We start from the raw sequence: 21,785 nt of genomic DNA, 5'->3' as shown, positions 1-21,785 counted from the left end.
GCTGGCGTGGCCCGCAAGCGGGCATCTAAAACTATGGAAGGATATAAAAATGATCAGAGTACTGCTTGTTCTGTTGGTAGCCGTAGTGGGCGCAATCTCTGTGCCTGCCAAGGCGGCGGATATACGTCCCGACCGTTGCGACTGCGCTACGGATCAGATTTGGGAGAATCGAGCGAAGGGCTACCGCATCGGCTACGTAGGCTATCTCTACAGCATCGCTTCGCGGCAGATCCGAAAGTTTCGGGTCGACTATGCTGAAGGCGGCGGCGACCCGGCGAAGACATACGAGGTCGTTGGCATACTCAAGGCATCGGGCGGGGACGTGCTTGCTGCCGAGAAGATGGTCACTTGGTTGCCGGTGGAAACGAAGTATCAGACGTACTTCGACGACATGCTTGCTGTGCGGGATTTCTTCGGCCGTCCGCTGGCTGGTATCCCGATCAACTATCAAATGCCGCCAGGCGCGACGGACAGTCGAGGCAATCCGATTGGCACCTATAACGCCTACGACGTCGTGAACACCCCTGCGTTCAGCAATAGGCTTGAGGACTACTTTAACGAGCGCCGTGCCGAGATCATGGGACAGCACGTCCCAGGCTACATCGTAGACAAGCTCGCCAATCTCCTACAGGCCATTGACAAAGCGCTTACCGACGGCGAAATCCTCAAGGTGGACATCACTGTTGCGTTCACCGATGGAAGCAAGATGGAATTGTCGATGACTGCGGAGACCAATGGCGACGCCAAGCGCAAAGTTGGCTCTGGCGAGGACTCGAATGACAACCCGATCCTTGAAAGTATTGGCCCGACGAGCGGCGGAAACTACCTCGTCAAACCGCAGGACTTTGACAGCTTCTATCAGAACATGTCTCGCCAAGGCGTGCAGATCACTCGCGGAAGCGGAACTCGCATCCTGCGCTACAAATGCACCTGGAACGGCGTGAAGCTCAGCTGTAGCATCGAGTAAGAAACGACAACGGGGCGCGGTAACGCGCCCCGTTGTACGTTAGAGCAGCGCATCCTCGCGCACTACCTTCGATGCCTCTTTGAGGCTCCTTGGATCGCGTCGCAAACCCTGTGTCGCGCTTCGCAAGCCAAGCCAAGCGCTACATATCATCCCCCACTCGCCCTATCCCCCTCGGCCTTCGCCATGCAGACCACCCCCGCCGCCCGCTACACCGGCCCCGTGCTCACGCGCGAGGTCGTCGAGGCGATGCGCGCGGCACGTGCAGCCGGCGCTTCGGTCTGGTCGGGTTCGTTCGATCTCGGCCGCAGCCAGGAGGAAGTGGCGCTGCGTGTCGACGGCTGGCGCTGGCGCGGGCACGACTATCCGTGGCCGGAAGACGCGAAGGAACGCACGATCTATGTCTGGGACGGCGAGGCGTTCCGCGCAGCGCAGCGTTACGACCATTCGCTGATCAAGCTGGTGCCGACCCCGTGGGGCGCGCCGACGTTCGAGATCGACGGCATCAAGATGCTGCCGACGGCGCAGGCGTCGCCGTTCGAGGATGCGCAGCGCAAGGTCGCGCTGATCGCGCCGCGCGGCAAGCGCGTGCTCGACACCTGCGGCGGGCTCGGTTACTTCGCGCGCGCCTGTCTCGAGGACGGCGTGGCGCAGATGGATTCGTTCGAGAAGAACGCCGACGTGCTGTGGCTGCGCCGACTCAATCCGTGGTCGCCCGATCCACACGACGCGGCATCGGGCGGCCGCCTGCGGCTCGAACATGCCGACGTCGGCGAACGCATCGCGAGCCTGCCCGATGCCTCCTACGACGCGGCCCTGCACGATCCGCCGCGCTTCGGCATCGCCGGCGAACTGTATTCGCAGGCGTTCTACGACCAGCTCGCCCGCGTGCTGCGCGCGCAGGCACGCCTGTTCCACTACACCGGCACGCCGAACCGCAAGACCAGCGGCCGCGACGTGCCGGCGGAGGTCGCGCGGCGGCTGGAGAAGGCCGGCTTCGCGGCGCAACGCGCGCTGGACGGGGTGATGGCGATCAAGCGCGGCGCGACATCGCGCCGGCGCTGAACGCTCAGGTCGTCGCTGCGCAGGCTTGCCGGCGCGGCCGGCGCAGGGTCGCTGCGGCCCAGGCGTAGATCGCCATGCCGAGCAGAGCGGTGATCGCGCCGACGTAGCCGGTCGAGGTCCAGCCCCAGCCGGCGCTGATCGCCATGCCGCCGAGCCAAGGGCCGAGCGCATTGGCCGCGTTGAACGCGGCGTGGTGCGAGGCGGCCGCCAGCGTCTGCGCATCGCCGGCCACGTCCATCAGATGCGTCTGCAGCACCGGGCCGAGCGCGCCCATCAGGCCGACCGCCACCGTCGCCGGCAGGATCGTCCACAGCGAGCCGGTCGCCGACGGGAACAGCAGCAGCACCACCGCCGCGCCGAGCAGGATCACCGGCACCGCGCGGAAGCGCAGGCGGTCGAACAGCCAGCCGCCGGCGAAGTTGCCGATCACGCCGCCGAGGCCGAAGCCGGCCAGCCCGAGCGGGATCCATGCGGCGGAAACGCCGGTCACCTGCAGCATCGTCGGCGCCAGATAGCTGAAGACGCAGAACAGGCCGGCGAAGCCGACCGCGCCGATCGCCAGCGCCTGCCACACCGGCAGGCGGTGGAACGCGCGCAGTTCGTCGAGCACCCGCTTCGGTGCCGCGGCGCGATCGCGCGGCATGAACGCGGCGATCAGCGCCACCGTCGCCAGCGCCACCGCCGCCACCAGCACGAAGGCCCAGCGCCAGCCGATGGTCTGGCCCATCCAGGTCGCCAGCGGATTGCCGACCAGGATCGCCACGGTCAGTCCGAACATGGTCAGGCTGACCGCCTTGCCGCGTTCCTCCGGACGGCTGATCGCCACCGCGGTCAGCGCCGACACGCCGAAGTACGCGCCGTGCGGCAGGCCGGCGACGAAGCGCGCCAGCAGCATGCCGAGGTAGTCCGGCGCGGACGCGCTGGCGAGGTTGCCGAGCACGTAGAAACCCATCAGCGCCAGCAGCAGCGTGCGGCGCGGCAGCCGCCCGCCGAGGATCGCCAGCAGCGGCGCACCGACCACCACGCCGAGCGCGTAGGCGCTGATGACGTGGCCGACCTGCGGCTCGGTCACGCCGAAGGCCTTCACCATCTCGGGCATCAGCCCCATCGAGGAGAACTCACTGGTGCCGATGGCGAAGCCGCCGAGGGTCAACGCGGCGAGGATCAGCGCGCGGTGACGGCTGGACACGACCGGAGTCGCCGGCGCGGCGTCCGGCGGAGAAATCGTCTGCATGCGGTCATTATGCTGCACAGCAGCATGCGCAGGAAATGAAATCGCCGATACCTCTCCCCGCCCGCGGAAGAGCGCGGCGCCCAGCGTCCCGGGCGCGGAAAATCGAAGCGTCGCGCTGCTGACGCCCGCCCGGCAAGGCGCATGCAACTGCCTCGTTCAGGGGTGGCATGGCGAGCGCGCGATTGACAGGCGCGCCGCGGCGACGCATATCGGCGGCGATGGAATCCCCGGTCTACCGCTTCGGCGAGTTCCGCCTCGATCCGGTCAAGCGCGAACTCTGGCGAGGCGACGCGCTGGTCGAGGTGCCCGCGCGCGCCTTCGCCGGCCTGCTGTACCTGATCGAGCACCGCGAGCGCGCGATCGGCCGTACCGAGCTGATCGAGGCGCTCTGGCATCGCAGCAACGTCTCCGATACGCAGCTGTTCCAGCTGATCCTGCGCACGCGCCGGCTGGTCGGCGACGAGGCGGAGCGCCAGCAGGTGATCCGCACCGTGGCCGGCTTCGGCTACCGCTGGGTGGCGCCGACCGAGGTCTCGTACGAGGCGCCCTCGTCCGAAGCCGCCTCGTCGGAGGCGACATCCCCGGCAGGCGAAGCGGCGGACGTTGCGTCGCCAGAGCAGCCCGCTCCGGCGGCGGCACCGTCGCCGCGGCCGCGAGGCCGGTGGGCTCTCGCGGCCGCCATTCTGGCCGGCAGCATCGGCGTCGCCACGCTGTGGCTCTCGAGCGAGCGAGCGCCGAACGCGCCGGAACGCCGCGCCGCGCCGGCCTACGCCGACGCGCGCGTCGCCGTGCTGCCGTTCCGCGTCGAGGCCGGCGCGGACGCGGCCTGGGTGCGCTTCGGCGGCATGGACCTGGTCGCCGACCGCCTGCGCCGCGCCGGCGTCGCCGTGCAGCCCAGCGAGGCGACGCTCGGCCTGGTCATGGCCGCGCCCGCCGAGGCCGACGGCGGCGCCGCGCGGCTGCGCGACGGCAGCGGCATCGAACTGCTGGTCGACGGCCAGGTCGGCCGCGCGGGTTCGGCCTGGCAGGTCGCCCTGCGCGCCGAGGCACCGGGCCTGCCGCCGCTGCAGAGCACGGCCAGCGACGGCGACCTGATGGCGGCGCTGCGCGCGGCCAGCGATCGCCTGCTGGTCGCGCTCGGCCGCGCGCCGCCGTCGGGTGCGCTCGACGCGGCGCTGGCCGAAGTGCTGCAACGCGCACGTGCGGCCCTGCTCGCCGACGACGCGGGCCAGGCGCGCAGCGTGCTGGAACAGGCGCCGGCGTCGCTGCGCGAGGATCCGGAACTGCGCCTGCTGCTGGCGCAGATCGAGGCGCGCCAGGGCCGCTTCGACGCCGCGGAAACGCTGCTGACGCAGCTGCTCGAACGCCTCGACGGCAACGACGACGCCTATCTGCGCATGCGCGCGCTGATCGCGCGCGGCAGCGCGCGGCTGCCGCTCGACCGGTTGGTCGAAGCCGGCGCCGATTTCGACGCGGCGATCGCGGTGCCCGGCGCCGAGACCTTCGTGCACGCGCTCGGCGACGCCTATCACGGCCGTGGCGCCAGCCTGACGCACCGCCACGAATACGCCGCTGCCGCCGACGACCTCGGCCGCGCGCGCGTACTGCTCGGCCAGAGCGGCGACGCGCTGGCGGTGGCGCGCGTCGACCTCGCCCTGGCCCTGCTCGACTCGATGCGCGGCGCGTTCGCCCAGGCCGGCCCGCGCTACGAGCAGGCGGCGCGCCAGTTCGAGACCTTCGGCGCGGTGCGGCCGCTGAAAAGCGCGCTGATCGGTCTGCAGGACGTGCAGTTCGACCAGCTGCAGAACCACGCCGCGCTGGCCAGCAGCGACCGCGCCTGGGCGCTCGGCTCGGCCAAGGGCGATCCGCTGCTGCAGCGCGTGCTGTCGCTGATGCGCGCGCGCATCCTGCTCGCCTGTGGCCGGCTGCGCGAACTGCACGAACTGCTGGCGCGCATCGACGCGGGCGACCAGGCGTATCTGGCCGCCTCGCGCGACGAGGAACGCCTGCGCGTGCTGCGCACGGAACTGGCCCTGCGCGAGGGCCGCGACGCCGACGCCGCGCGCGAGGCCGCCGCACTGCCGACCGGCTGGCTGCCCGGCGACGCCGACGACACCCTGCGTGCGAAAGCGGCGCTGTGGCGGCAGCGCGCATTGCCGCCGACACCGGCCGCGCCCGGCGTCGCGATCGCGCCGTCGGCGCAGGCCGACGCCGGCTCGCGCAGCGGCGCGCCATACCGCCGCCTCGTCGAGGCCGAGCGCGCCGCACGGCTCGGCCGCGCCGGCGAGGCCGAGCGCGCCTACCGGCAGGCGCTGGCACTCGCCGATGCCGACGGCGTGCCGTTCGCGCTGGCCGAGGTGATCCAGTCCTATGCCGGGTTCCTGATCGCGCAGGGGCGCCTGGCCGACGCGGCGGCGGTCGGCGGCCGCATCGGCGCCTGGGCCGCCGACGACTTCAACTGCGCGATCCTGCAACTGCGCCTCGCCCACGCCCTAGGCGACCCGACCGCCTGGCAGGGTGCGCTGGCGAACGCCCGCCGGCTTGCCGGCGAGCGCCCCATTCCGCCGGAACTGCTCCTCGCCCCGACCTCAGGTTCGTCGGCCAAGCCCTTGAAAGAAATGGCCGAATCGCGCAGGAAGCAAAGCGGAAGCGGATCGTAAGGCGCACGGAATGGCCTGCCGCGCCTTCGCGTCATAGAAGGCGGCTCCACCCTGCGCCGCGGCGACCGCAACCGGCGCGGAAATTCCTCCTCGCGACCCCGAGCATCCATGAAACGACTTCCCGTGTTACGGCTGGCCCTGCTTGCCCTGGCGCTTCCCGCGCTGCCCGCCACGGCGGCCGCGTCCCGATCCGGCGCGGCCGCCGTCGTCCTCGACGCGTCCGTGCCGGCCCTGCCCGACCGCCTCTTCGCCAGCGGCCTGGAGACCGCTCCGGCCGGCGCGGCGGTCACCGTCTACACCGACCGCGCCGCGTTCCTCGCCGCGATCGAAGCGGGCTATGCCGAACACGATTTCAGCGAGATCGCCCCCGGCCCCGGCCAGCCGATCCACTACACCGACGGCAGCGCCGGCTACAACTACTTCATCTTCACCGGGATCTTCGCCCACTACACGCTGTACAACGGCGCCGGCTTCGTCTCCACCGATCGCCTCGGCGATCCGGTCTCGGTGCTGACCAGCATCGACGATCCGCCGATCACCGCGATCGGCGGCAACGTCTGGCCGTCGGACTTCTCGCTGCTGCCGACCGGTGGCTCGATCGTGATCACGGTGCTGATGCAGGACGGCAGCACCGGCGCGACCGAGACATTGCAATCGGCCGGGCCGGACGATTTCCGCGGCTTCGTCTCTGCTCCGGGCGCGCCGATCGCCGGCATCTTCGTCAATGCCGCGCAGATCGATCCGCCGGTACCGGGAGAATCGCCGGACCGCTGGCCGACCCTGGACAACCTCGTCGTCGGGAGCGCACCGTGACCTTCTCTCCGATCCGCTGCGCCGCCGTGCTCGGCACGCTCGCCCTCGCCGCCGCGCTGCCGGCGCGCGCCGACATCGCCGTCACCGCCACCACCGAGCCCGCGACGTACGCGCGCGGGCGCACCAACACCTACCTGCTCGACCTGCATCTGATCTCCGATGCGTTCTCCGGCGCCGACGCGCTGTATTTCTCGCTGCCCGACGGCGTGACCCTGTCGGCCGTGCGCAAGCGCAACACCTTCAGCTTCTGCAGCGACATCTACCCGACCGTGATGGGCATGGGCAGCAGCGAGGGCGGCTGGTACCAGCTCGGCTATCCGGCGCTGGACGGCTGCGGCAGCCTGTCCGCCTCGCCGGCTCCGGGCGAACTGCAGATCGTGCTGATCGACGTCGACGTGCCGGCCGAATACAGCGGCGACCTGCCGCTCGTCGTCAACGTGCTCGGCGACGGCATCGGCGACGCACCGAACGAGGCGAGCCTGACCCTGACCCTGGCCGACGCCGGCACGCCGGTCGTCTGGGGCTTCGACGAAGTCGCCGCGCCCGCACTTCCGGGTGGCTGGAGCAGCGACGCGGACGGCGCCGGTCTCGCCTGGACGACCCAGGCCACCGCCGCCGACCGCGGGCCGAACGCGGCCTACGTGCCGGCGCCCGCGGCCAGCGGCGAAGCCGTGCTGACCAGCCCGTCCGTGCCGGTGCCGGCCGGCGGCGCCGAGTTGCAGTTCCGCCAGCGCTACGCGACCGAAAGCGGCCGCGACGGCGGCGTGCTGGAGATCGCCATCGACGACGGCGATTTCGTCGACGTCCTCGCCGCCGGTGGCCAGTTCACCGCGGGCGGCTACGGCGCCGCCCTCGAGGCCGACCCGGCGTGCTCCGGCGATGCGGCCAATCCGCTCGCCGGCCGTGCCGCGTGGAGCGGCACGCAGGCCGCCTACGGCACCACCACGCTGGTGCTGCCGGCCGCGGCGGCCGGGCATCGGGCGCGATGGCGCTGGCGGCTCGGCACCGACTGCGCCGGCAAGCCCGCCGCGCCGAACGGCTGGTGGATCGACAGCGTGCGCCTGACCTCGGCACCGCCGACGGTGTCGACGCCGGCGCGGCTGGCGGTGTCGACCGGCGCCGACGTGCAGCGCATCGAACCGTTCGAGATCGGCAACGCCGGCAGCGGACAGCTGAACTGGTCGATCACCGTCGGCGACGGCGACTGCTCGACGCCGGCGAGCCCGGGCTGGCTGCACCTCGACGCCGGTGACGGCGTGCTGGCCGGCGGCGAGCGCGGCGAGGTGGCGCTCACGTTCGATGCCGGCGGCCTCGCTGTCGGCGAATACGCAGCGCTGCTGTGCGTGTCGAGCAACGACGCGGCGCAGCCGCTGCGGCAGGTTCCCGTGCGCCTGACCGTCGAGGCGGACGCCTGCCCCGCCGCCGACCGCCTGTTCGCCAACGGCTTCGACGACGCCTCGGACGGCCGCTGCGGCCACGCGCTGCGCATCTACGACGACCGCGACGGCTTCCTTGCGCATGTGGCCAGCCAGGACGAGCAGACCTTCACCGGCCTGCGCACCGGCTACGTCAACGGTCCGCTGCGCTTCGGCGCCGCTCCCTTCGCCTACTCGGTCACCGCGGCGCCGCACACCGACCTGGGCGACCTGTATCTGTTCGCCGGCTCCGGCGTGCTGTCGACGGTGTCGCCGGGCGAGGACAGCGAACTGGCGATCACGTTCGACACGCCGGTGACCGCCGTCGGCGGCAACTTCTGGGGCCAGATGTTCCAGGACCCCACCAGCATCGAGGCGAACCTGCAGATGCCGACCACGATCGTGCTGACGCTCGACGACGGCACCCGCGAGACCTTCGTCGCGAACGGGCAGCAGGACTTCCGCGGCTTCGTCACGAGCCAGCCGATCACCGGCCTGCGCGTGCGCGCCCCGGAACCCGTCGACGACGGCCGCTACGTCTGGGGCGTGTTCGACAACCTCGTCGTCGGCGACGCGCGCTAGCGGGAAAACCGCGGCGCGGCGCTCCGCCTGCCCTCACCCCAGCCCTCTCCCGCCAGCGGGAGAGGGAGCAGGCCGATTCGCACTTCACCTTTCTCGCCTGCGGGAGAGGAAACGGATTGATTTCACCTCTCCCGCAAACGAGAGAGTGAGTGTGCGCTAAGGCTTCTTCGCCGCCGGCGGCACCAGGCGCTCGTGCCATTCCGGCAGCAGCATCGCCGCGGCGCTGCCGTACCACTCGTGGAACTCCGGCACCATCTCGCCCTTCTGCACCACCGGATCGGTTTCGACCAGGGTGCGCGCGGCGTCGATGCCGTCGACGGCGAAGACGTACAGCCCGCGCCAGCCGGCCGGATCCTTCGAGAACGGCCCCGCCAGCGCAAGCTTGCCCGCCTTCGCCAGGCGTTCGATGTTGGCGAAATGCCCGGCGAACATCGCGTCGCGCTCCGCACCGTCGGGCACGCGCGTGGCGCCCGTCTTCAGCACGACCAGCACGTACTTGCGCATGCCGCGCTCGTCGGCGCCCACGCGCCGGGCCAGCTCGGCGTCGTAGGTCGCGACCGGCCTGCCCGCTTGCGCCGCATCCACGGCCCGCGCGGATGGCATCGCCAGAACCGAACACAGCGCCGCCGCGCATGCGGCAGCGGAAATCCGCATCGATCGCCTACGCATCGCACGTCCTCCCTCGTTGGAGGCAGCCAGTGTAAGGACAAACGCGCGAACACGGACGAGCGCATAGGCGGGATTGATATCCTGCGCTCCGGATGAACACGCCCGGCCCCGATCCGCGACCGATCCCGCCCGAACCTCCGCTTCCCGCTGACTGCTGCGACAGCGGCTGCGAGCGCTGCGTGCACGACATCTACGCCGACGAACTGGCGCTGTATCGCGAACGCCTCGCGCGCTGGCGCGAGCGGCATCCGGAACCGGAGTGAAGCGCGCCGGCGATGCGCGGCGCGCTCAGCCGCCCCGGCGCGCGAGCAGGAATTCCCCTTCCACCGGCTTGTGATGCTCCTGGCGCAGCACCGCGTCTTCGCGCACCACGTCGACGAAGCAGGCGGCGGCCAGTTCCTGCGCCAGCCGCTCGCCGTCGTGGCGGTAGCGTCCGGTCTGCGGCAGCAGTTCGGTGGCGCCGCTGCCGCTGCGTTCGATCGAGAACACGAAGCGGCCGCCCGGCGCGAGGCTTGCGAACACGCCGTCGAAGATCGGTCGCAGGTCGGCGACGTAGACGAACACGTCGGCGGCGACGATCAGTTCCCAGCGCTGGTCCGTGCCGCGCAGGAACTGGGCGATCTCGGCTTCGTGCAATGTGCGATAGAGGTGGCGCGCTTCGGCCTGGCGCAGCATCTTCGGCGACAGGTCGACGCCGTCGATGATCAGCCCCGGCCGCTGCAGCTCCACCGCCATCAGGCCGGTGCCGCAGCCGAGGTCGAGCACGTGGTCCGCTTCGGCCTCGTGCCGGCGCAGGAACTGCGCCAGCCGCCGCGGCACGCCGTAGGCGAGCCGGTTCACCAGGGTGTGGTCGAAGTGATCGGCGAACTCGTCGAAGAACGAGCGGATGTAGTCGCTCTCCACGTGCTCGGGAAGCGTGCCGGAAAGCGCGACGCAGGCGTGCGCGATTTCCGCATCGTCCGGATCGAGGCGCCGCGCCTGCTCGAAGGCCTCGCGCGCGGCGGGAATTTCATTGCGCGCCAGCCGCACGCGCCCGAGCCAGAACCACGCCTGCGACTCCTGCGGATGCGTATCCAGCACCTGCTCCAGGCATTGCGCGGCCTCGGCGGTCGCGCCGGTGCGCAGCAGCGCGATCGCGTACTCGCGCTCGAGTTCCGCATCGCCCGGCGCCAGCGCACGCGCGCGCTGCCGGCTCTGCAATGCCGCCTGCAGCTGGCCCGCCGTGGCCTGCACCTGGGCCAGTCCGCGCCAGCCTTCGATCCACTCCGGTGCGACCTGCACCAGGCGCGAGAACGCCTGCGCGGCCGCGTCGTAGCGGCCGAGGCGGCGCAGGCAGTGCCCGCGATGCAGCGCCATCGCCGCGCTGCGCGGATCCAGCGCGAGACCGGACTCGAACGCGCGCAGCGCCTCGTCGGCGCGGTCGAGCTGCAGCGCAGCGAGGCCGAGCGCGTTCCAGCCCTGCACCTTGTCCGGTGCCAGTTCGCTCGCGCGCCGCGCCGCCTGCAACGCTTCCTCGGGCCGGTCGCCGTGGCGCAGCGCGATGGAGAGATTGGCAGCGACGTCCACATTGGCGGGTTCGGCCGCGGCGAGCCTCTCCAGCAGCGGCAAGGCCTCGGCGTAGCGCGCGCGCTGCAGCAGCAGCACGGCGAACGGGAATTCCATCTCACGCCTGCCCTCTTCCACGTGCCGGCGATAGCCGGCTTCGGCCTCGTCGAGTCGGCCAGCGCGATGCGCCTGGAGGGTGGCTTCCATTTCGGTACGCGACATTCGTTCTGCCATCGGCTGCGGGATCGGACGGCATCACGGCGCATGGCCGCGATCCCGCCGCGCCGAATCGTACAGCGGATGGCGACGGCGGCGCCGCGATCGACATGCGCGGTCTACATGCGTTCGCCGGGCAGGCGGCTGGCCTGTTTCACCCAGTCGGTGAAACGCGCCTCGTCGAGCGCGTCATCCTCGCGGATGTCGAGATAGCGCGTCTGCGGCATCTTCGAAGCTCCCGGCGGAACGGGACGCAGCGAGGCGCCACGAAAGAACGCGACCTTGAGGTAGTGCGTGAAGCAGTGCAGGCTGAGGAACCAGCCCTGTCCCTCGATGCCGTACAGCGGCGAATTCCACTTCACCGCCTTGTATACGCCGGGCACGGCGCGCTCGATCAGCGCGTCGAGTCGCTGCCCCAGCTCGCGCTTCCAGCCCGGCATCGCGGCGATGTAGGCCTGCACCGGCGCATCGCCGTAGCCCTTGGGGATCTGCGGATTGCCGCCGGAGAGCAGGCGCGGCTCGTCGGTGCGCGGCGCCGCCGTCTTTTTCGCGGCGGACTTGCGCGGCGTCGCCGTCTTCGCGGCGACCCGCTTGGCGGCCGCTTTCTTGGCGACGGGCCTGCCGGCGGTTCTCGATCGGTCTGTGGCCATGGTGCGCCCTCCTAGGCGGCGGTGCGGCACCGACGCCCGCCCATCGACAGCCGGCGATGGATCCGGCGCGTCCACGGGCTCGTGATCATCGCGGTGTCCTCGCGCGACGCGCCGGCGCCGCCTTGGCGCCACGCGCGGCGGCGGCCTTCTTCGCTGGCGCCGCGGACGTCTTCGCGCTCCTTGCCGACGGCGCGTTGAGCGCCGCCGCAGCGCGGATCAGCGCCTTCAGCGCCTTCTCGTCGAGTTCGTCGCTCTCATGGAAATCGATCGCACGCCGCACGTTGCCGTCCAGGCCGGAATTGAACAGCCCGGCCGGATCGTCGACGCTCGCGCCCTTGGCGAAGGTCATCTTCACGTGATCCTTGTAGGTCTCGCCGGTGCAGATCATGCCGTCGCGATACCAGACCGGAACGCCGCGCCATTTCCATTCCTCCACGACGTCGGGCAAGGCCTGCCGGATCGTCGCGCGGATGCGCGCGAGCAGCTCGCCGCGCCAGTCGCCCAGCTCGCGGATGCGCGCGTCGATGCGCCGCGACGGCGTGTCCGCGCCTTTCGCCTCGATCTTCTTCGCACTCGCCGTGGTCTTCTTCGTGGTCGCCATCGTGCCTCTCCCGTGAGCGTGCGGCGAAGCGGTCAGCCCCGCTCCTGGATGCGCAGCAGGTTGCCGGCCGGATCGCGCACCGCGCAGTCGCGCACGCCGTACGGCTGCTGGGTCGGCTCCTCGACGACGTCGGCGCCGCTGGCCTGCACCTTCTCGAAGGCGGCGTCGAGGTTCTTGGTGGCCAGCAGCAGGGTCGCGTAGGTGCCCTTGGCCATCATCTCGGCGATGGTGCGCTTCTCCTCGTCGGTGACGCCGGGGCTGGCCACCGGCGGATACAGCACGATCGAGGTGCCGGGCTGGCCGGCGGGGCCGACCGTGAGCCAGCGCATGCCGTTGTAGCCGACGTCGTTGCGCAGCTCGAAGCCGAGAACGTCGCGGTAGAAGGCCAGCGAGGCCTCCGGATCGGTATGCGGGAGGAAGCTGGCGTGAATGTGGATGTCCATGGTGTCCTGCTCGGTGTGGGTCGAGCGGTCATGCTAGATCGGGCTCGGCCGCCGGCGCTTCTCGATTCCTGACCGGTCGCGTCACCTGCCGCGCGATGCAGGACGGCAAACCGGCCGTCGCCGCCGCCTGCTGCTGGCGGTAGACACCTGGGGAGACGCCGACCAGCTCGGCGAAGCGCGTGCTGAACGTGCCGAGCGAGGCGCAGCCGACCGTGAAGCACACGTCCGTCACGCTGAGGTCGCCGCGCCGCAGCAGGGCCATCGCGCGCTCGATGCGGCGGGTCATCAGGTACGAGTACGGCGATTCGCCGAAAGCGAGCTTGAACTGCCGGCTCAGATGCCCGGCCGACATGTGCACGCCCTGCGCCAGCGCCTCGACGTTCAGCGGCTGCGCGTACTCGCGATCGATGCGATCGCGCACGCGGCGCAGCCGCGCGAGATCGCGCAAGGACGGCGTCGCGGCGGGTCGGCTGTTCATCGGCGCGATGGTCCCACGTCGCCTGCGGGGGCTCAAGGCGGCTCGGCGACTGCGCGCAACCCGTTCATCGCGCCTTGCGGAATACCTTGCCTCGCCAGACCAGCCGCCCCTGGTCCGCCTCGCAGCGCAGCGGCTCGGGCGCTTCCAGCGCCTGGGTCGAGGCGCCGAACAGGCCCGGCTGCGCCGGCTCCAGCGTCATTTCCAGCTCGCCGACGCGCGCCGTCAGTCCGTGCGCGCCTCGCGTCACCCGCATCGTTCCGTACAGCGCGTCGGCGAACTCGCCGCGGCAGGCGCGCAGCGCGTCCGCGTCGGGGCGCCAGGTCCATCCGCCCCATTGCGGATCGGCGCGCTCCTTGTCGATGGCCGCGAGTCGCTTGCGCGCCTTCGCCGCGACGTTCGCCGGATAGGCTTCCCGCATCTTGCGCAGGCGTTCGTCCTCGCCCGGCTGACCGGTGGCCAATCCGATGAAGGCCTTCATCCATTCCAGCTGCAGGCTTTCCATCGCGCTGTCGCTGTTGGCCATCAGCGACAGGCCCGCGCGCGCGGACGGCACCAGCACGGTCACCGACACCGCGCCATCGTAGGAACCGGGATGCATCAGCGCCTGCTGCCCGCGATACGTGCAGGCGTACCAGCCGAGGCTGTAGCCGTTGCAGTCGATCTCGCCGTCGGCAAGCCTGGCCTGCGCGATCGGCCGCTGCGAGCGTGACCACGCGGCGGCCGGCAAGGCGGCGTCCGCGCCGGCCAGAGCGAGGTTCGCCTGCATCCAGCGCGCCATCGCCGCCGGCGACGCCGACAGGCCGCCGGCCGCATGCATCAGCGCATCGGGCTTGGGCCGCAGCGCGCGCCATCGCGTGCCGTCCCACTGGTGGTTCCAGGCCAGCTGCGCCGGCGCCCGCGTGGCGTTGCGCGCGGTCACGCCGCCCAGCCCGAGCGGCCGCAGCAATGCGCGTTCCAGCCAGTCGCGCCAGGAACGGCCGGTGTCCGCCTCCAGCGCCGCTCCGTAGATCAGGTCGCCGATGTTGGCGTAGCGGAAGCCCGCAGCGCGCGAGGTCGTTTCGCTCGCCAGCAGGCGCGGATAGTCCGCGGCCGGCACGTCGCGCACGTGCGCGGTGAGCACGTTGAGCGTGTCGGTGGACAGGCCTTCCTGGTGCGACAGCAGATCTTCCATGCGGATGCGCCGCGGATCGGCCGGCGCCGGCAGCTGCAGCTCGGGCCATACCTGCGCCAGGGTCCTGGACAGCGGGAACTCGCCGCGCGCGTCGAGCACCGCCGCCAGCAGCCCGATGAAGGACTTCGTCTGCGAAGCGATGTAGAAGCGCGTGTCGGCGTCGGCCGGCGCGTCGCCATCGGCGCGCACACGTCCGCGCACGTGGATCCACGGCGCCGCATCACCCTGCACGACGACCGCCGCCATCGCCGGCGCCGCGCCCGGCACGCGCATCGCCGCATCCAGCGACTGCCCGATCGGCGCGGTCAGTGCGGAGGCCACACGGGCCGGCTCCGCCGCCGCCGTCCACGGCAGCACCAACAGAAGGAACACGAAGGAAACACCCGCAAACGATTTCGGCACGACGGCTCCCGCAACACGCGGGCGACGCTGCCCGCGCGGCCGGAGATACGCAGGCGGAGCTCGCGGTTGCGACACAGCGGCCGGCGATGTCCCTTCGCCGGTCCGAACCGCGTAACTGTCTGTCGGAACCCCTCGCAAGCCCGCGAGGAAAACCCACCTCCGGAGCCCGCCACCATGCGCACGCCGATCTGTTTCGCCCTCCTCGCCCTGGCCACGCTGTCCGTCGCACGCGCGGACGAACCGCAGTCGCTGAGCGCCCAGGTCGGCGACGTCGCCTTCGAGTCCGGCGACGCGGAGATCACCCTGATTCCGGTCGGCGGTGCGTTCTCGCTCAGCGCCTCGACCAAGGGTGCGGCGGCGTGGCCACCGCCGAAGACCCGCGTCGACCTGCTGTCGATCGTCTGCGACGGCTTCGAGGACGGCAAACCGCTCGCCCTCGACCACAAGGCATTCGAGCGCAGCACCTGCGACGTCCGCTTCGACAAGGGCACCCGCCCGATGGGCGGCACGCCCGAAGCCGAATACCGCCTCGACAAGGACGCCGCGGAGAACCGCTTCGAGATCCTGCGCGCCGACGGCAAGGTCTACGAAGGCCGCTTCGCGTTCCGCTTGAAGGACAGCAACGGCGGCGCGGTCGCCGTCGCGAACGGGAAGTTCAGGGTGGAGGATCGGCAGCGCTGAGGCGATGGTCCTGCATCACCGGCCACGAAACGGCGCATCTTGTCGGCACTGAATCTGCGCATGTCGATGCCGGCTGCGGCTTCCCGCGTTACCATCCCCCCCGATGGAGCGCCCGAACCGATGAGCCAGCAGATCCGACACAATCCTTCGTGGACGCTCGCCGTCCCCCCGCTCGGCATCGCCATCCTGGCCCTGTCCTGGCTCGCGCCGGGCTTTCCCGGAATCGTCGCAGTGCTCACCCTGGGACTGATGGGCAGCGTGATCGCGTCGGTGCACCACGCGGAGGTGATCGCGCATCGCGTCGGCGAGCCGTTCGGCACCTTGGTACTGGCGCTGGCGGTGACCATCATCGAGGTGGCGCTGATCGTCTCGATGATGCTCTCCGGCGGAGAGAGCACGTCCGGTCTCGCCCGCGACACGGTGTTCGCGTCGGTGATGATCATCCTCAACGGCATCGTCGGCGCCAGCCTGCTGATCGGCGGCCGCCGGCATCGCGTGCAGGATTTCAGGCTGGAAGGCGTCAACGCCGCGCTCGGGACATTGACGGTCATCGTGGTGTTCACGCTGATCGTGCCGAACTACTCCACCAGCGCGCCGGGGCCGGTCTACACCTCGAGCCAGCTGCTGTTCGTGGCCGTGGCGACGCTCGTGCTGTTCGCCGCTTTCACCGTGTTCCAGACGATCCGCCATCGCGACTACTTCCTGCCGACGGAAAAGGAACACGACGATCCCGACGAGCACGCCAGCCAGCCCAGCAACGCCGAAGCCCTCACCAGCCTCGGACTGCTGCTGGTGGCCCTGGTCGCGGTGGTGCTGAGCGCGAAAGGCATCTCGCCGTCGATCGAGGCGGCACTGAAAGCCGCTGGCGCTCCCGCCGCTACGATCGGCATCCTGATCGCCGCCATCGTGCTGATGCCGGAGAGCGTCGCCGCGATCCGCGCCGCGCACGCCAATCGCCTGCAGACCAGCCTCAACCTCGCCATCGGCTCGGCCATCGCGAGCATCGGCCTGACCGTCCCGACGGTGGCCGTGCTGTCGGTGGTCATGGGCTGGCCGCTCGCGCTCGGCGTCGACGCCAAGTCCACCGTGCTGCTGGTGCTGTCGCTGTTCGTCGTCTCCATCTCGCTCAGGACCGGACGCACCACAATGCTGCCGGGCATGGTGCATCTGGTGATGTTCGCGGCCTATCTGTTCCTCAGTTTCGTGCCCTGAGCCACCCGGCCCCGCAGGCCGCAGCGCCTGTCGATTCGCGTCGCATTCGTCCGTCGTAGGCATGAACACGGCGTATTTCGCGCAAGTGCGATCGCAACGGCATTTCGACGGGAGGATCCATGGCCGACAACAACAACCACCGGGTAGCCGAGCTGCCCCTGACACCACATCCGGCGATGCAGCGACTGGCGCATCTGGTCGGCACCTGGACCAACGAAGGCGGCGCGCCCGGGACTTCGGTCTACCGGATGGGCCTCGGCGGGCACTACCTGATCCAGGAATTCGAGACGGTCACGCCGAGCGGCCGCACGCTGGCGGGCATCGAATACGTCACCTGGGACGAGGACACGCAGAGCCTGCGCTCCCATCTGATGGCCGACGACGGCTGCAACTTCACCTACACCTACCAGATCGACGACGACGGGACGTACTGGACCTGGTTGGGCGACAAGGGCTCGGACAACTTCTTCAAGGGCCGCCTGAGCGCGGACGGAAGGACGATCAAGGGACGCTGGCAGTGGCCCGGCGGCGGGTTCGACGTGGTGTCGCGCAAGACGGGCGGCTGACGCGCCGTTCGGCGACACGCACGGAAGCGGCGGCCGTCGCGTGCCGCCGCTTCCGGTTCCTGCACCTGGCCTCTATTTCGCCGCGGCCTCGAGTCTGGCGAGATCGATCTTGTGCATCGACAGGAACGCCCGCGTGACGCGGTCGATCGTCGCCTGATCGCCCGACGCCAGGATCTCGTGCATCGCGATCGGCGAGATCTGCCAGGACAGGCCGAAGCGGTCCTTGCACCAGCCGCACTGCTCGGATTCGGGTACGGTGGACAAGGCGGCCCAGTGGCGATCGATCTCGGCCTGGTCGCGGCACGGCACCAGGAACGAGATCGCCTCGTTGAAGGCGAAGCCGTGCGGATAGCCGCTGTCCATCGCGGCGAACCACGTATCGCCGAGGCGGAAGTCGGAAAACATCGTGCTGCCCTCGCGGTTGGTCGCATCGCCCGCCGGATACGCCACGAACGTGCCTTCGCGTGAGCCTTCGAACACCGAACGGTAGAACGCGCCGGCCTCCTGCGCCTTGCCGCAGACCTCGCCGGTGAACAGCAGCGAGGGCATGATCATCGGCCGCGGCTCGCCCTCGGGCCGGGTCAGGATCAGCTGCCAGCTCAGGCCGTAGCGATCCTGCACCCAGCCGTAGTGCGCACTGAACGGATATTCGCCGAGCGGCATCAGCGCCTGGCCGCCGTCGACGAGCGCGCTCCACAGCGCATCGAGGTGTTCGCGCGCCTGCGGATCGCGCGAAGGATCGAAGTTGACGAAGAACGACACCGACGGATTGAAGCGGAAATGTGGCCCGGCGCTGATCGCCATGAACGGCTGCCCGCACAGGTGGAACTGCAGCACGTCGCAATCGCCCGACGGCGTCTGGCGCAGGCGGATCGCCGCGTCGATGCCCGAATCGGGAAACACCGAACAGTAGAACGAGGCGGCTTCCTCGGCCTGGGTGTCGAACCACAGATGCGGCGTGATCGGCTTGGCGAGAGTCATGCGGATTCTCCTTGGGGTGTACTTCACGACGAACGCGCAGCAGCGAATTCGACATCGCAGCGGGAAAAACCCGAACCCGCACGCTCTTTTCGTTGCCCTTTCGTACAGTGGGAGCGAGCGGCGCGCCGGCGCATGATCGCGACACCTCCCAAGCCACGAGGAGTCGCCCATGCTGCGCGCATCGCACGATCCGCACTCCGCCGGCCTGCCGCCCCGCCCGCCCGGCGCCCTCCCCGCGCTGGCCTGCGTGCTGGCCCTGTGCTGGACCGGCCAGGCCGCCGCACTCCAGTGCAGCAGCGACAACGGCTACACCTGCACCACCACGACCGCGCAGTACGCCGGCGGTTTCGCCCCGAACGTCGGCTACGGCGGCTTCGGCGGCGGCGACTGCACGGCGAGCCGGACGCCAGTGGTATTCCTGCACGGCAACGGCGACCTCGCGGCGAGCTTGGACATGCCGCCCGGCGCGGTCGACGGCTACGCGACGCCGCCACGCTCGGTCTACGAGGAGCTCAAGGCCGCCGGCTACAACGACTGCGAGCTGTTCGGCGTGACCTATCTCTCCGACGTCGAGCGCCAGTACCCGCAGTACAACTACCACGAGCCCTACACCTACGACATCGTCAAGACCTTCATCGACCGCGTGAAGGCCTACACCGGCAAATCGCAGGTCGACGTCGTCGCGCATTCGCTCGGCTCGTCGATGGCGCTCGCGGCGATCCGCTACTACGGCTACCAGGCCAGCATCCGCCGCTTCGTCAACATCGGCGGCGGCATCCGCGGCCTGCAGACCTGCCTGTACACCGGCTACCAGTCGCCGTATGCGCAGACCTGCAATGCGGAAGCCTACGTCTGGCCGTACGACTATTACACCTTCGGCCTGTACCCGAGTTCGGGCGTGCCGTACTACGGCTACAACCGCTGGACCGGCAGCGGCAGCGGCAGCCTGCGCACCCTGCCCGCCAGCTGGACCGGCATCCGCTTCTACACGATCACCGCCGGCCTGTACGACCAGGTGCACTGCTTCACGACCAACGCCGGCAACTGCGCCAGCGGCGCGCTGTTCAACGCGCGCAGCAACGTGATCGCGCAGGTCGGCGTCGGCTTCGGCGACAGCGCCTACGCGTTCGACTGGGACTGGGCCGACGGCAGCCCGTACAACGCCGGCGGCGGCGACACCAGCGGCGGCGTCGGGCACTTCCGCTCGCTGGCGAACACCGGCGTCATCGTCCGCAACATGCTGACGACGACCTGCACGACGGGCTGCACCAGCGGCTACGCCGGCACGTACGGGCCGGCGGGCAACCTGTAGGACCGCGCGTCGTCGCGGCAGGCGCGACGACTCAGCCTGCGACGACCCCGGCCATGCCGGCACGGCCCTGCCGGCGCAGATACAGGATCTGCGCGGTGAGGCCGACGACGAGAAGGCCGAGCAGCGTGGCCTGTGCGCCGAGCAGCAGCGGCGAATTCAGATCGGTCACCAGGGGATGGCCGTCCGGAACGCGCCGCAGCGTCTCGGTCACCGTCGGCACCATCAGCAGGAATGCGCTCAGGGTCAGGCAGATCGTCTCCACGTACAGGCCGGCCCGGCCGAGCGTCGGGAGGTATCCGACGCCGTAGCCGGCGAGCAGCAGCACGAGGGTGGCGGCGCCGATGACGTAGCTGACCAACTGGTGCGCGACGAGGAAGGCGGTGACGGCGCCGATCAGCATCGAGACAAAGTACACCGCGCCCACCGTCGATCTCGGCACGATGCGGCCGTGGCGGGCGAACAGATACGCCGCCGCGGGAATGGCGGGCAGGCTGCCGAGCGTGTGCACCCAGCCGAGCGGAGAGATTCCAAACATGTCGAGTTCCTTGGTTCGTGAGTGGGACTGGAAGGCCAGTGGAACGAACTCGTTCCGGACCGGTTTATCTATTTACTGATTGGTAGGTATTTCGGGCAAAAAAAGCACGCTTTCCGGTCTACACGACGAGGCGTTCCAGCAGGCGCCGGGCGACGATGCCGAAGACCTGGGGATCTGCATAGGCACGCGCCGACAGCATGGCGCCGTGGATGCCGGCCATGAAGGTTTCGGCCTCGTCCCTGGCCGTACCGCTCAAGCGCAGGCCGCCCTGACTGGCGCCGCGCTCCAGGACCGAGGCGAGCCAGGCGGACAACCGCCGGAAATGCGCCCTCACCTCGAGCGCGACCTCCTGGGGCAGCACCGGAATTTCGCCGGCGAGCAAGGCGCAGACGCAGAACGGGTCGCTTGCATCGGCGATGCAGGCCTCCCAGTAGCCGGTGTAGGCGCGCAGCTGTTCGACCGGGTCGGCGATGCGCCGCTCCATCTCGGCGATGCCGGCGTCCACGTCCTCGCGGTAGCCGGCGACGAGGGCGCGGACGAGATCCGTCTTGCTCGGGAAATAGTGATGGATGCTCGCATTGCGGATGCCGACCACCTTGGCGATGTCGGCGTAGCTGAATCCGTTGTAGCCGCCGGCGACGATCAGCGATCGCGCGCAGCGCAGGATTTCCTCGGAGGTGTTCGGTCGCTTGGCCATGTCGATAATCTACCTTCTAGTAGGTAAATAATCAACTCCCCTCCGGGCGCTACGCAGACACCACCGAAGCCCGTCCTTCAGCCGCCCGAACCGCCCGCCCGCGTCAGCTCCAGCTCGGGCGCCGCGAGACTGCGATCGGCGTCGCCGCTGGCCCCGGTGCGCAGGTTCTGCGGAATGTGCCCGACGTCGCCCACCGCGATCACCTTGAAGCGCCCGTCCGGCTCGACGCGGATGCGCGTGAGGCTGGCGTGGCCGACCGACATCTCCAGCCAGGCCGCGCTGTCCACGCCGAGCGCGCGCGTGACGAGGTAGCGGATCACGTTGCCGTGGCAGACGAACACGTCGGTGCGCGCCGCGCCCTGCGCGGGACGGAACCAGGTCGCGAACAGGCGGTCCAGCCGCGCCTTGCATGCGGCCGCGTCCTCGGGTTTCTCCTTCGCCATGACCTCGGCGCGACGCGTCGGCGGCGTGCACTCGGCGAGATCGTCGAGCACCTCGAATCCGCGCCCTGGAAATTCCGCGCCGATCGCCGCCGCCGTGTCGCGCGCGCGCTGCATCGGGCTGACGTGCAGGCCGTCCGGTCGCGTCAGCTCGCCGCGCAACCGCGCGCCGGCAAGCCGCGCCTGGGCCACGCCGATCGGCGACAGCGGCGGACCGATCTTCTCGTCGACGGAGGCGTCGGGCGTGTAGTTGCCGTGGCGCACCAGCACGATCTCGCGCACGGCCGGCGCCGCGGGCGACGGCTCCGCTGCGGCGGTGGCGGAAAACAGCGCGACGGCGAGCACGAAGAAGATCGGTCGAAACATCGGAAGCCCCGGTGGAATGCGAGGCGTTCTTCTCGCATCCCGCGCCGGGCGAGTCAAACGGCGCAGGCGTGTCGCCGTGCAGCCGGC

Annotated in this window: 22 protein-coding genes; 10 read left to right on the top strand and 12 right to left on the bottom strand. The window is 70.2% G+C overall.

Going from position 1 to position 21,785, the window contains the following annotated elements:
- Nucleotides 1-49 precede the first annotated feature (49 nt).
- Both ACFO6Q_RS14890 and ACFO6Q_RS14885 read left to right on the top strand, forming a co-directional pair.
- A complete protein-coding gene (locus ACFO6Q_RS14890; RefSeq protein ID WP_380021897.1) occupies nucleotides 50-967 on the top strand; it encodes a hypothetical protein in 918 nt (305 codons plus the stop codon).
- A 183-nt stretch (nucleotides 968-1,150) separates the two neighbouring features.
- A complete protein-coding gene (locus ACFO6Q_RS14885; RefSeq protein ID WP_380021896.1) occupies nucleotides 1,151-2,029 on the top strand; it encodes a class I SAM-dependent methyltransferase in 879 nt (292 codons plus the stop codon).
- 4 nt (nucleotides 2,030-2,033) lie between these two features.
- Here ACFO6Q_RS14885 and ACFO6Q_RS14880 read toward each other — a convergent pair whose 3' ends face one another.
- On the bottom strand, nucleotides 2,034-3,263 hold the full coding sequence (locus ACFO6Q_RS14880) for an MFS transporter (protein ID WP_380021895.1): 1,230 nt from the start codon (nucleotides 3,261-3,263) through the stop codon (nucleotides 2,034-2,036).
- A gap of 218 nt (nucleotides 3,264-3,481) precedes the next feature.
- Between ACFO6Q_RS14880 and ACFO6Q_RS14875 the strand changes: the two genes are divergently transcribed.
- The 3 genes from ACFO6Q_RS14875 to ACFO6Q_RS14865 all read left to right on the top strand — a co-directional run bounded on the left by ACFO6Q_RS14875 (nucleotide 3,482) and on the right by ACFO6Q_RS14865 (nucleotide 8,733).
- Nucleotides 3,482-5,923, top strand: coding sequence for a winged helix-turn-helix domain-containing protein (locus tag ACFO6Q_RS14875; protein WP_380021894.1), 2,442 nt, complete (start codon nucleotides 3,482-3,484; stop codon nucleotides 5,921-5,923).
- Nucleotides 5,924-6,031: 108 nt separating this feature from the next.
- Nucleotides 6,032-6,736, top strand: coding sequence for a hypothetical protein (locus ACFO6Q_RS14870; RefSeq protein ID WP_380021893.1), 705 nt, complete (start codon nucleotides 6,032-6,034; stop codon nucleotides 6,734-6,736).
- A complete protein-coding gene (locus ACFO6Q_RS14865; RefSeq protein WP_380021892.1) occupies nucleotides 6,733-8,733 on the top strand; it encodes a hypothetical protein in 2,001 nt (666 codons plus the stop codon). Before ACFO6Q_RS14870 ends, ACFO6Q_RS14865 begins: the two co-directional genes overlap by 4 nt.
- A 156-nt stretch (nucleotides 8,734-8,889) precedes the next feature.
- On the opposite strand, the gene ACFO6Q_RS14860 is transcribed toward ACFO6Q_RS14865, so the two are convergent.
- Nucleotides 8,890-9,336 carry a YciI family protein gene (locus tag ACFO6Q_RS14860; RefSeq protein WP_380021891.1) on the bottom strand — a complete coding sequence of 149 codons (447 nt, stop codon included), beginning with the start codon at nucleotides 9,334-9,336 and terminating at the stop codon, nucleotides 8,890-8,892.
- Between the two features lie 158 nt (nucleotides 9,337-9,494).
- Here ACFO6Q_RS14860 and ACFO6Q_RS14855 point away from each other — a divergent pair, with 158 nt between their 5' ends.
- Entirely contained in the window at nucleotides 9,495-9,665 is a 171-nt protein-coding gene (locus ACFO6Q_RS14855) for an oxidoreductase-like domain-containing protein (RefSeq protein WP_380021890.1), read from the top strand.
- A gap of 25 nt (nucleotides 9,666-9,690) precedes the next feature.
- Here ACFO6Q_RS14855 and ACFO6Q_RS14850 read toward each other — a convergent pair whose 3' ends face one another.
- The 6 genes from ACFO6Q_RS14850 to ACFO6Q_RS14825 form a co-directional block, all read right to left on the bottom strand.
- Complete coding sequence (locus tag ACFO6Q_RS14850; protein ID WP_380021889.1) at nucleotides 9,691-11,154, bottom strand: tetratricopeptide repeat protein; 1,464 nt, start codon at nucleotides 11,152-11,154, stop codon at nucleotides 9,691-9,693.
- 128 nt (nucleotides 11,155-11,282) lie between these two features.
- Nucleotides 11,283-11,813, bottom strand: a complete 531-nt coding sequence (locus ACFO6Q_RS14845; protein WP_380021888.1) for a DUF1801 domain-containing protein — start codon at nucleotides 11,811-11,813, stop codon at nucleotides 11,283-11,285.
- Between the two features lie 85 nt (nucleotides 11,814-11,898).
- Complete coding sequence (locus tag ACFO6Q_RS14840) at nucleotides 11,899-12,414, bottom strand: DUF1801 domain-containing protein (protein WP_380021887.1); 516 nt, start codon at nucleotides 12,412-12,414, stop codon at nucleotides 11,899-11,901.
- Nucleotides 12,415-12,446: 32 nt separating this feature from the next.
- Complete coding sequence (locus ACFO6Q_RS14835; RefSeq protein WP_380021886.1) at nucleotides 12,447-12,857, bottom strand: VOC family protein; 411 nt, start codon at nucleotides 12,855-12,857, stop codon at nucleotides 12,447-12,449.
- A gap of 28 nt (nucleotides 12,858-12,885) precedes the next feature.
- A complete protein-coding gene (locus ACFO6Q_RS14830) occupies nucleotides 12,886-13,335 on the bottom strand; it encodes a helix-turn-helix transcriptional regulator (RefSeq protein WP_380021885.1) in 450 nt (149 codons plus the stop codon).
- A gap of 64 nt (nucleotides 13,336-13,399) precedes the next feature.
- On the bottom strand, nucleotides 13,400-14,878 hold the full coding sequence (locus tag ACFO6Q_RS14825) for a serine hydrolase domain-containing protein (protein ID WP_380021884.1): 1,479 nt from the start codon (nucleotides 14,876-14,878) through the stop codon (nucleotides 13,400-13,402).
- 204 nt (nucleotides 14,879-15,082) lie between these two features.
- Here ACFO6Q_RS14825 and ACFO6Q_RS14820 point away from each other — a divergent pair, with 204 nt between their 5' ends.
- From ACFO6Q_RS14820 to ACFO6Q_RS14810, 3 genes are all read left to right on the top strand, one after another.
- On the top strand, nucleotides 15,083-15,589 hold the full coding sequence (locus ACFO6Q_RS14820; protein WP_380021883.1) for a hypothetical protein: 507 nt from the start codon (nucleotides 15,083-15,085) through the stop codon (nucleotides 15,587-15,589).
- Between the two features lie 120 nt (nucleotides 15,590-15,709).
- Nucleotides 15,710-16,801, top strand: coding sequence for a calcium:cation antiporter (locus tag ACFO6Q_RS14815; protein ID WP_380021882.1), 1,092 nt, complete (start codon nucleotides 15,710-15,712; stop codon nucleotides 16,799-16,801).
- A gap of 119 nt (nucleotides 16,802-16,920) precedes the next feature.
- Nucleotides 16,921-17,367 carry a hypothetical protein gene (locus ACFO6Q_RS14810; protein WP_380021881.1) on the top strand — a complete coding sequence of 149 codons (447 nt, stop codon included), beginning with the start codon at nucleotides 16,921-16,923 and terminating at the stop codon, nucleotides 17,365-17,367.
- A 72-nt stretch (nucleotides 17,368-17,439) separates the two neighbouring features.
- Here ACFO6Q_RS14810 and ACFO6Q_RS14805 read toward each other — a convergent pair whose 3' ends face one another.
- Nucleotides 17,440-18,348: a VOC family protein gene (locus ACFO6Q_RS14805; protein ID WP_380021880.1), complete on the bottom strand. Its 909-nt coding sequence runs from the start codon at nucleotides 18,346-18,348 to the stop codon at nucleotides 17,440-17,442.
- 169 nt (nucleotides 18,349-18,517) lie between these two features.
- Here ACFO6Q_RS14805 and phaZ7 point away from each other — a divergent pair, with 169 nt between their 5' ends.
- On the top strand, nucleotides 18,518-19,660 hold the full coding sequence (gene phaZ7, locus ACFO6Q_RS14800) for an extracellular native short-chain-length polyhydroxyalkanoate depolymerase PhaZ7 (protein WP_380021879.1): 1,143 nt from the start codon (nucleotides 18,518-18,520) through the stop codon (nucleotides 19,658-19,660).
- Between the two features lie 31 nt (nucleotides 19,661-19,691).
- On the opposite strand, the gene ACFO6Q_RS14795 is transcribed toward phaZ7, so the two are convergent.
- The 3 genes from ACFO6Q_RS14795 to ACFO6Q_RS14785 all read right to left on the bottom strand — a co-directional run bounded on the left by ACFO6Q_RS14795 (nucleotide 19,692) and on the right by ACFO6Q_RS14785 (nucleotide 21,698).
- Nucleotides 19,692-20,195 carry a hypothetical protein gene (locus tag ACFO6Q_RS14795; protein ID WP_380021878.1) on the bottom strand — a complete coding sequence of 168 codons (504 nt, stop codon included), beginning with the start codon at nucleotides 20,193-20,195 and terminating at the stop codon, nucleotides 19,692-19,694.
- Nucleotides 20,196-20,313: 118 nt separating this feature from the next.
- Nucleotides 20,314-20,892 carry a TetR/AcrR family transcriptional regulator gene (locus tag ACFO6Q_RS14790; protein WP_380021877.1) on the bottom strand — a complete coding sequence of 193 codons (579 nt, stop codon included), beginning with the start codon at nucleotides 20,890-20,892 and terminating at the stop codon, nucleotides 20,314-20,316.
- Between the two features lie 77 nt (nucleotides 20,893-20,969).
- Complete coding sequence (locus ACFO6Q_RS14785) at nucleotides 20,970-21,698, bottom strand: histidine phosphatase family protein (RefSeq protein WP_380021876.1); 729 nt, start codon at nucleotides 21,696-21,698, stop codon at nucleotides 20,970-20,972.
- Nucleotides 21,699-21,785 lie beyond the last annotated feature (87 nt).

Origin of the sequence: Dokdonella ginsengisoli (assembly GCF_042652785.1) — a bacterium.
Taxonomy (GTDB): domain Bacteria; phylum Pseudomonadota; class Gammaproteobacteria; order Xanthomonadales; family Rhodanobacteraceae; genus Dokdonella_A; species Dokdonella_A ginsengisoli.
Note: the sequence above shows the minus strand (reverse complement) of the source record. Positions and strands in the feature narration are given on the sequence as shown.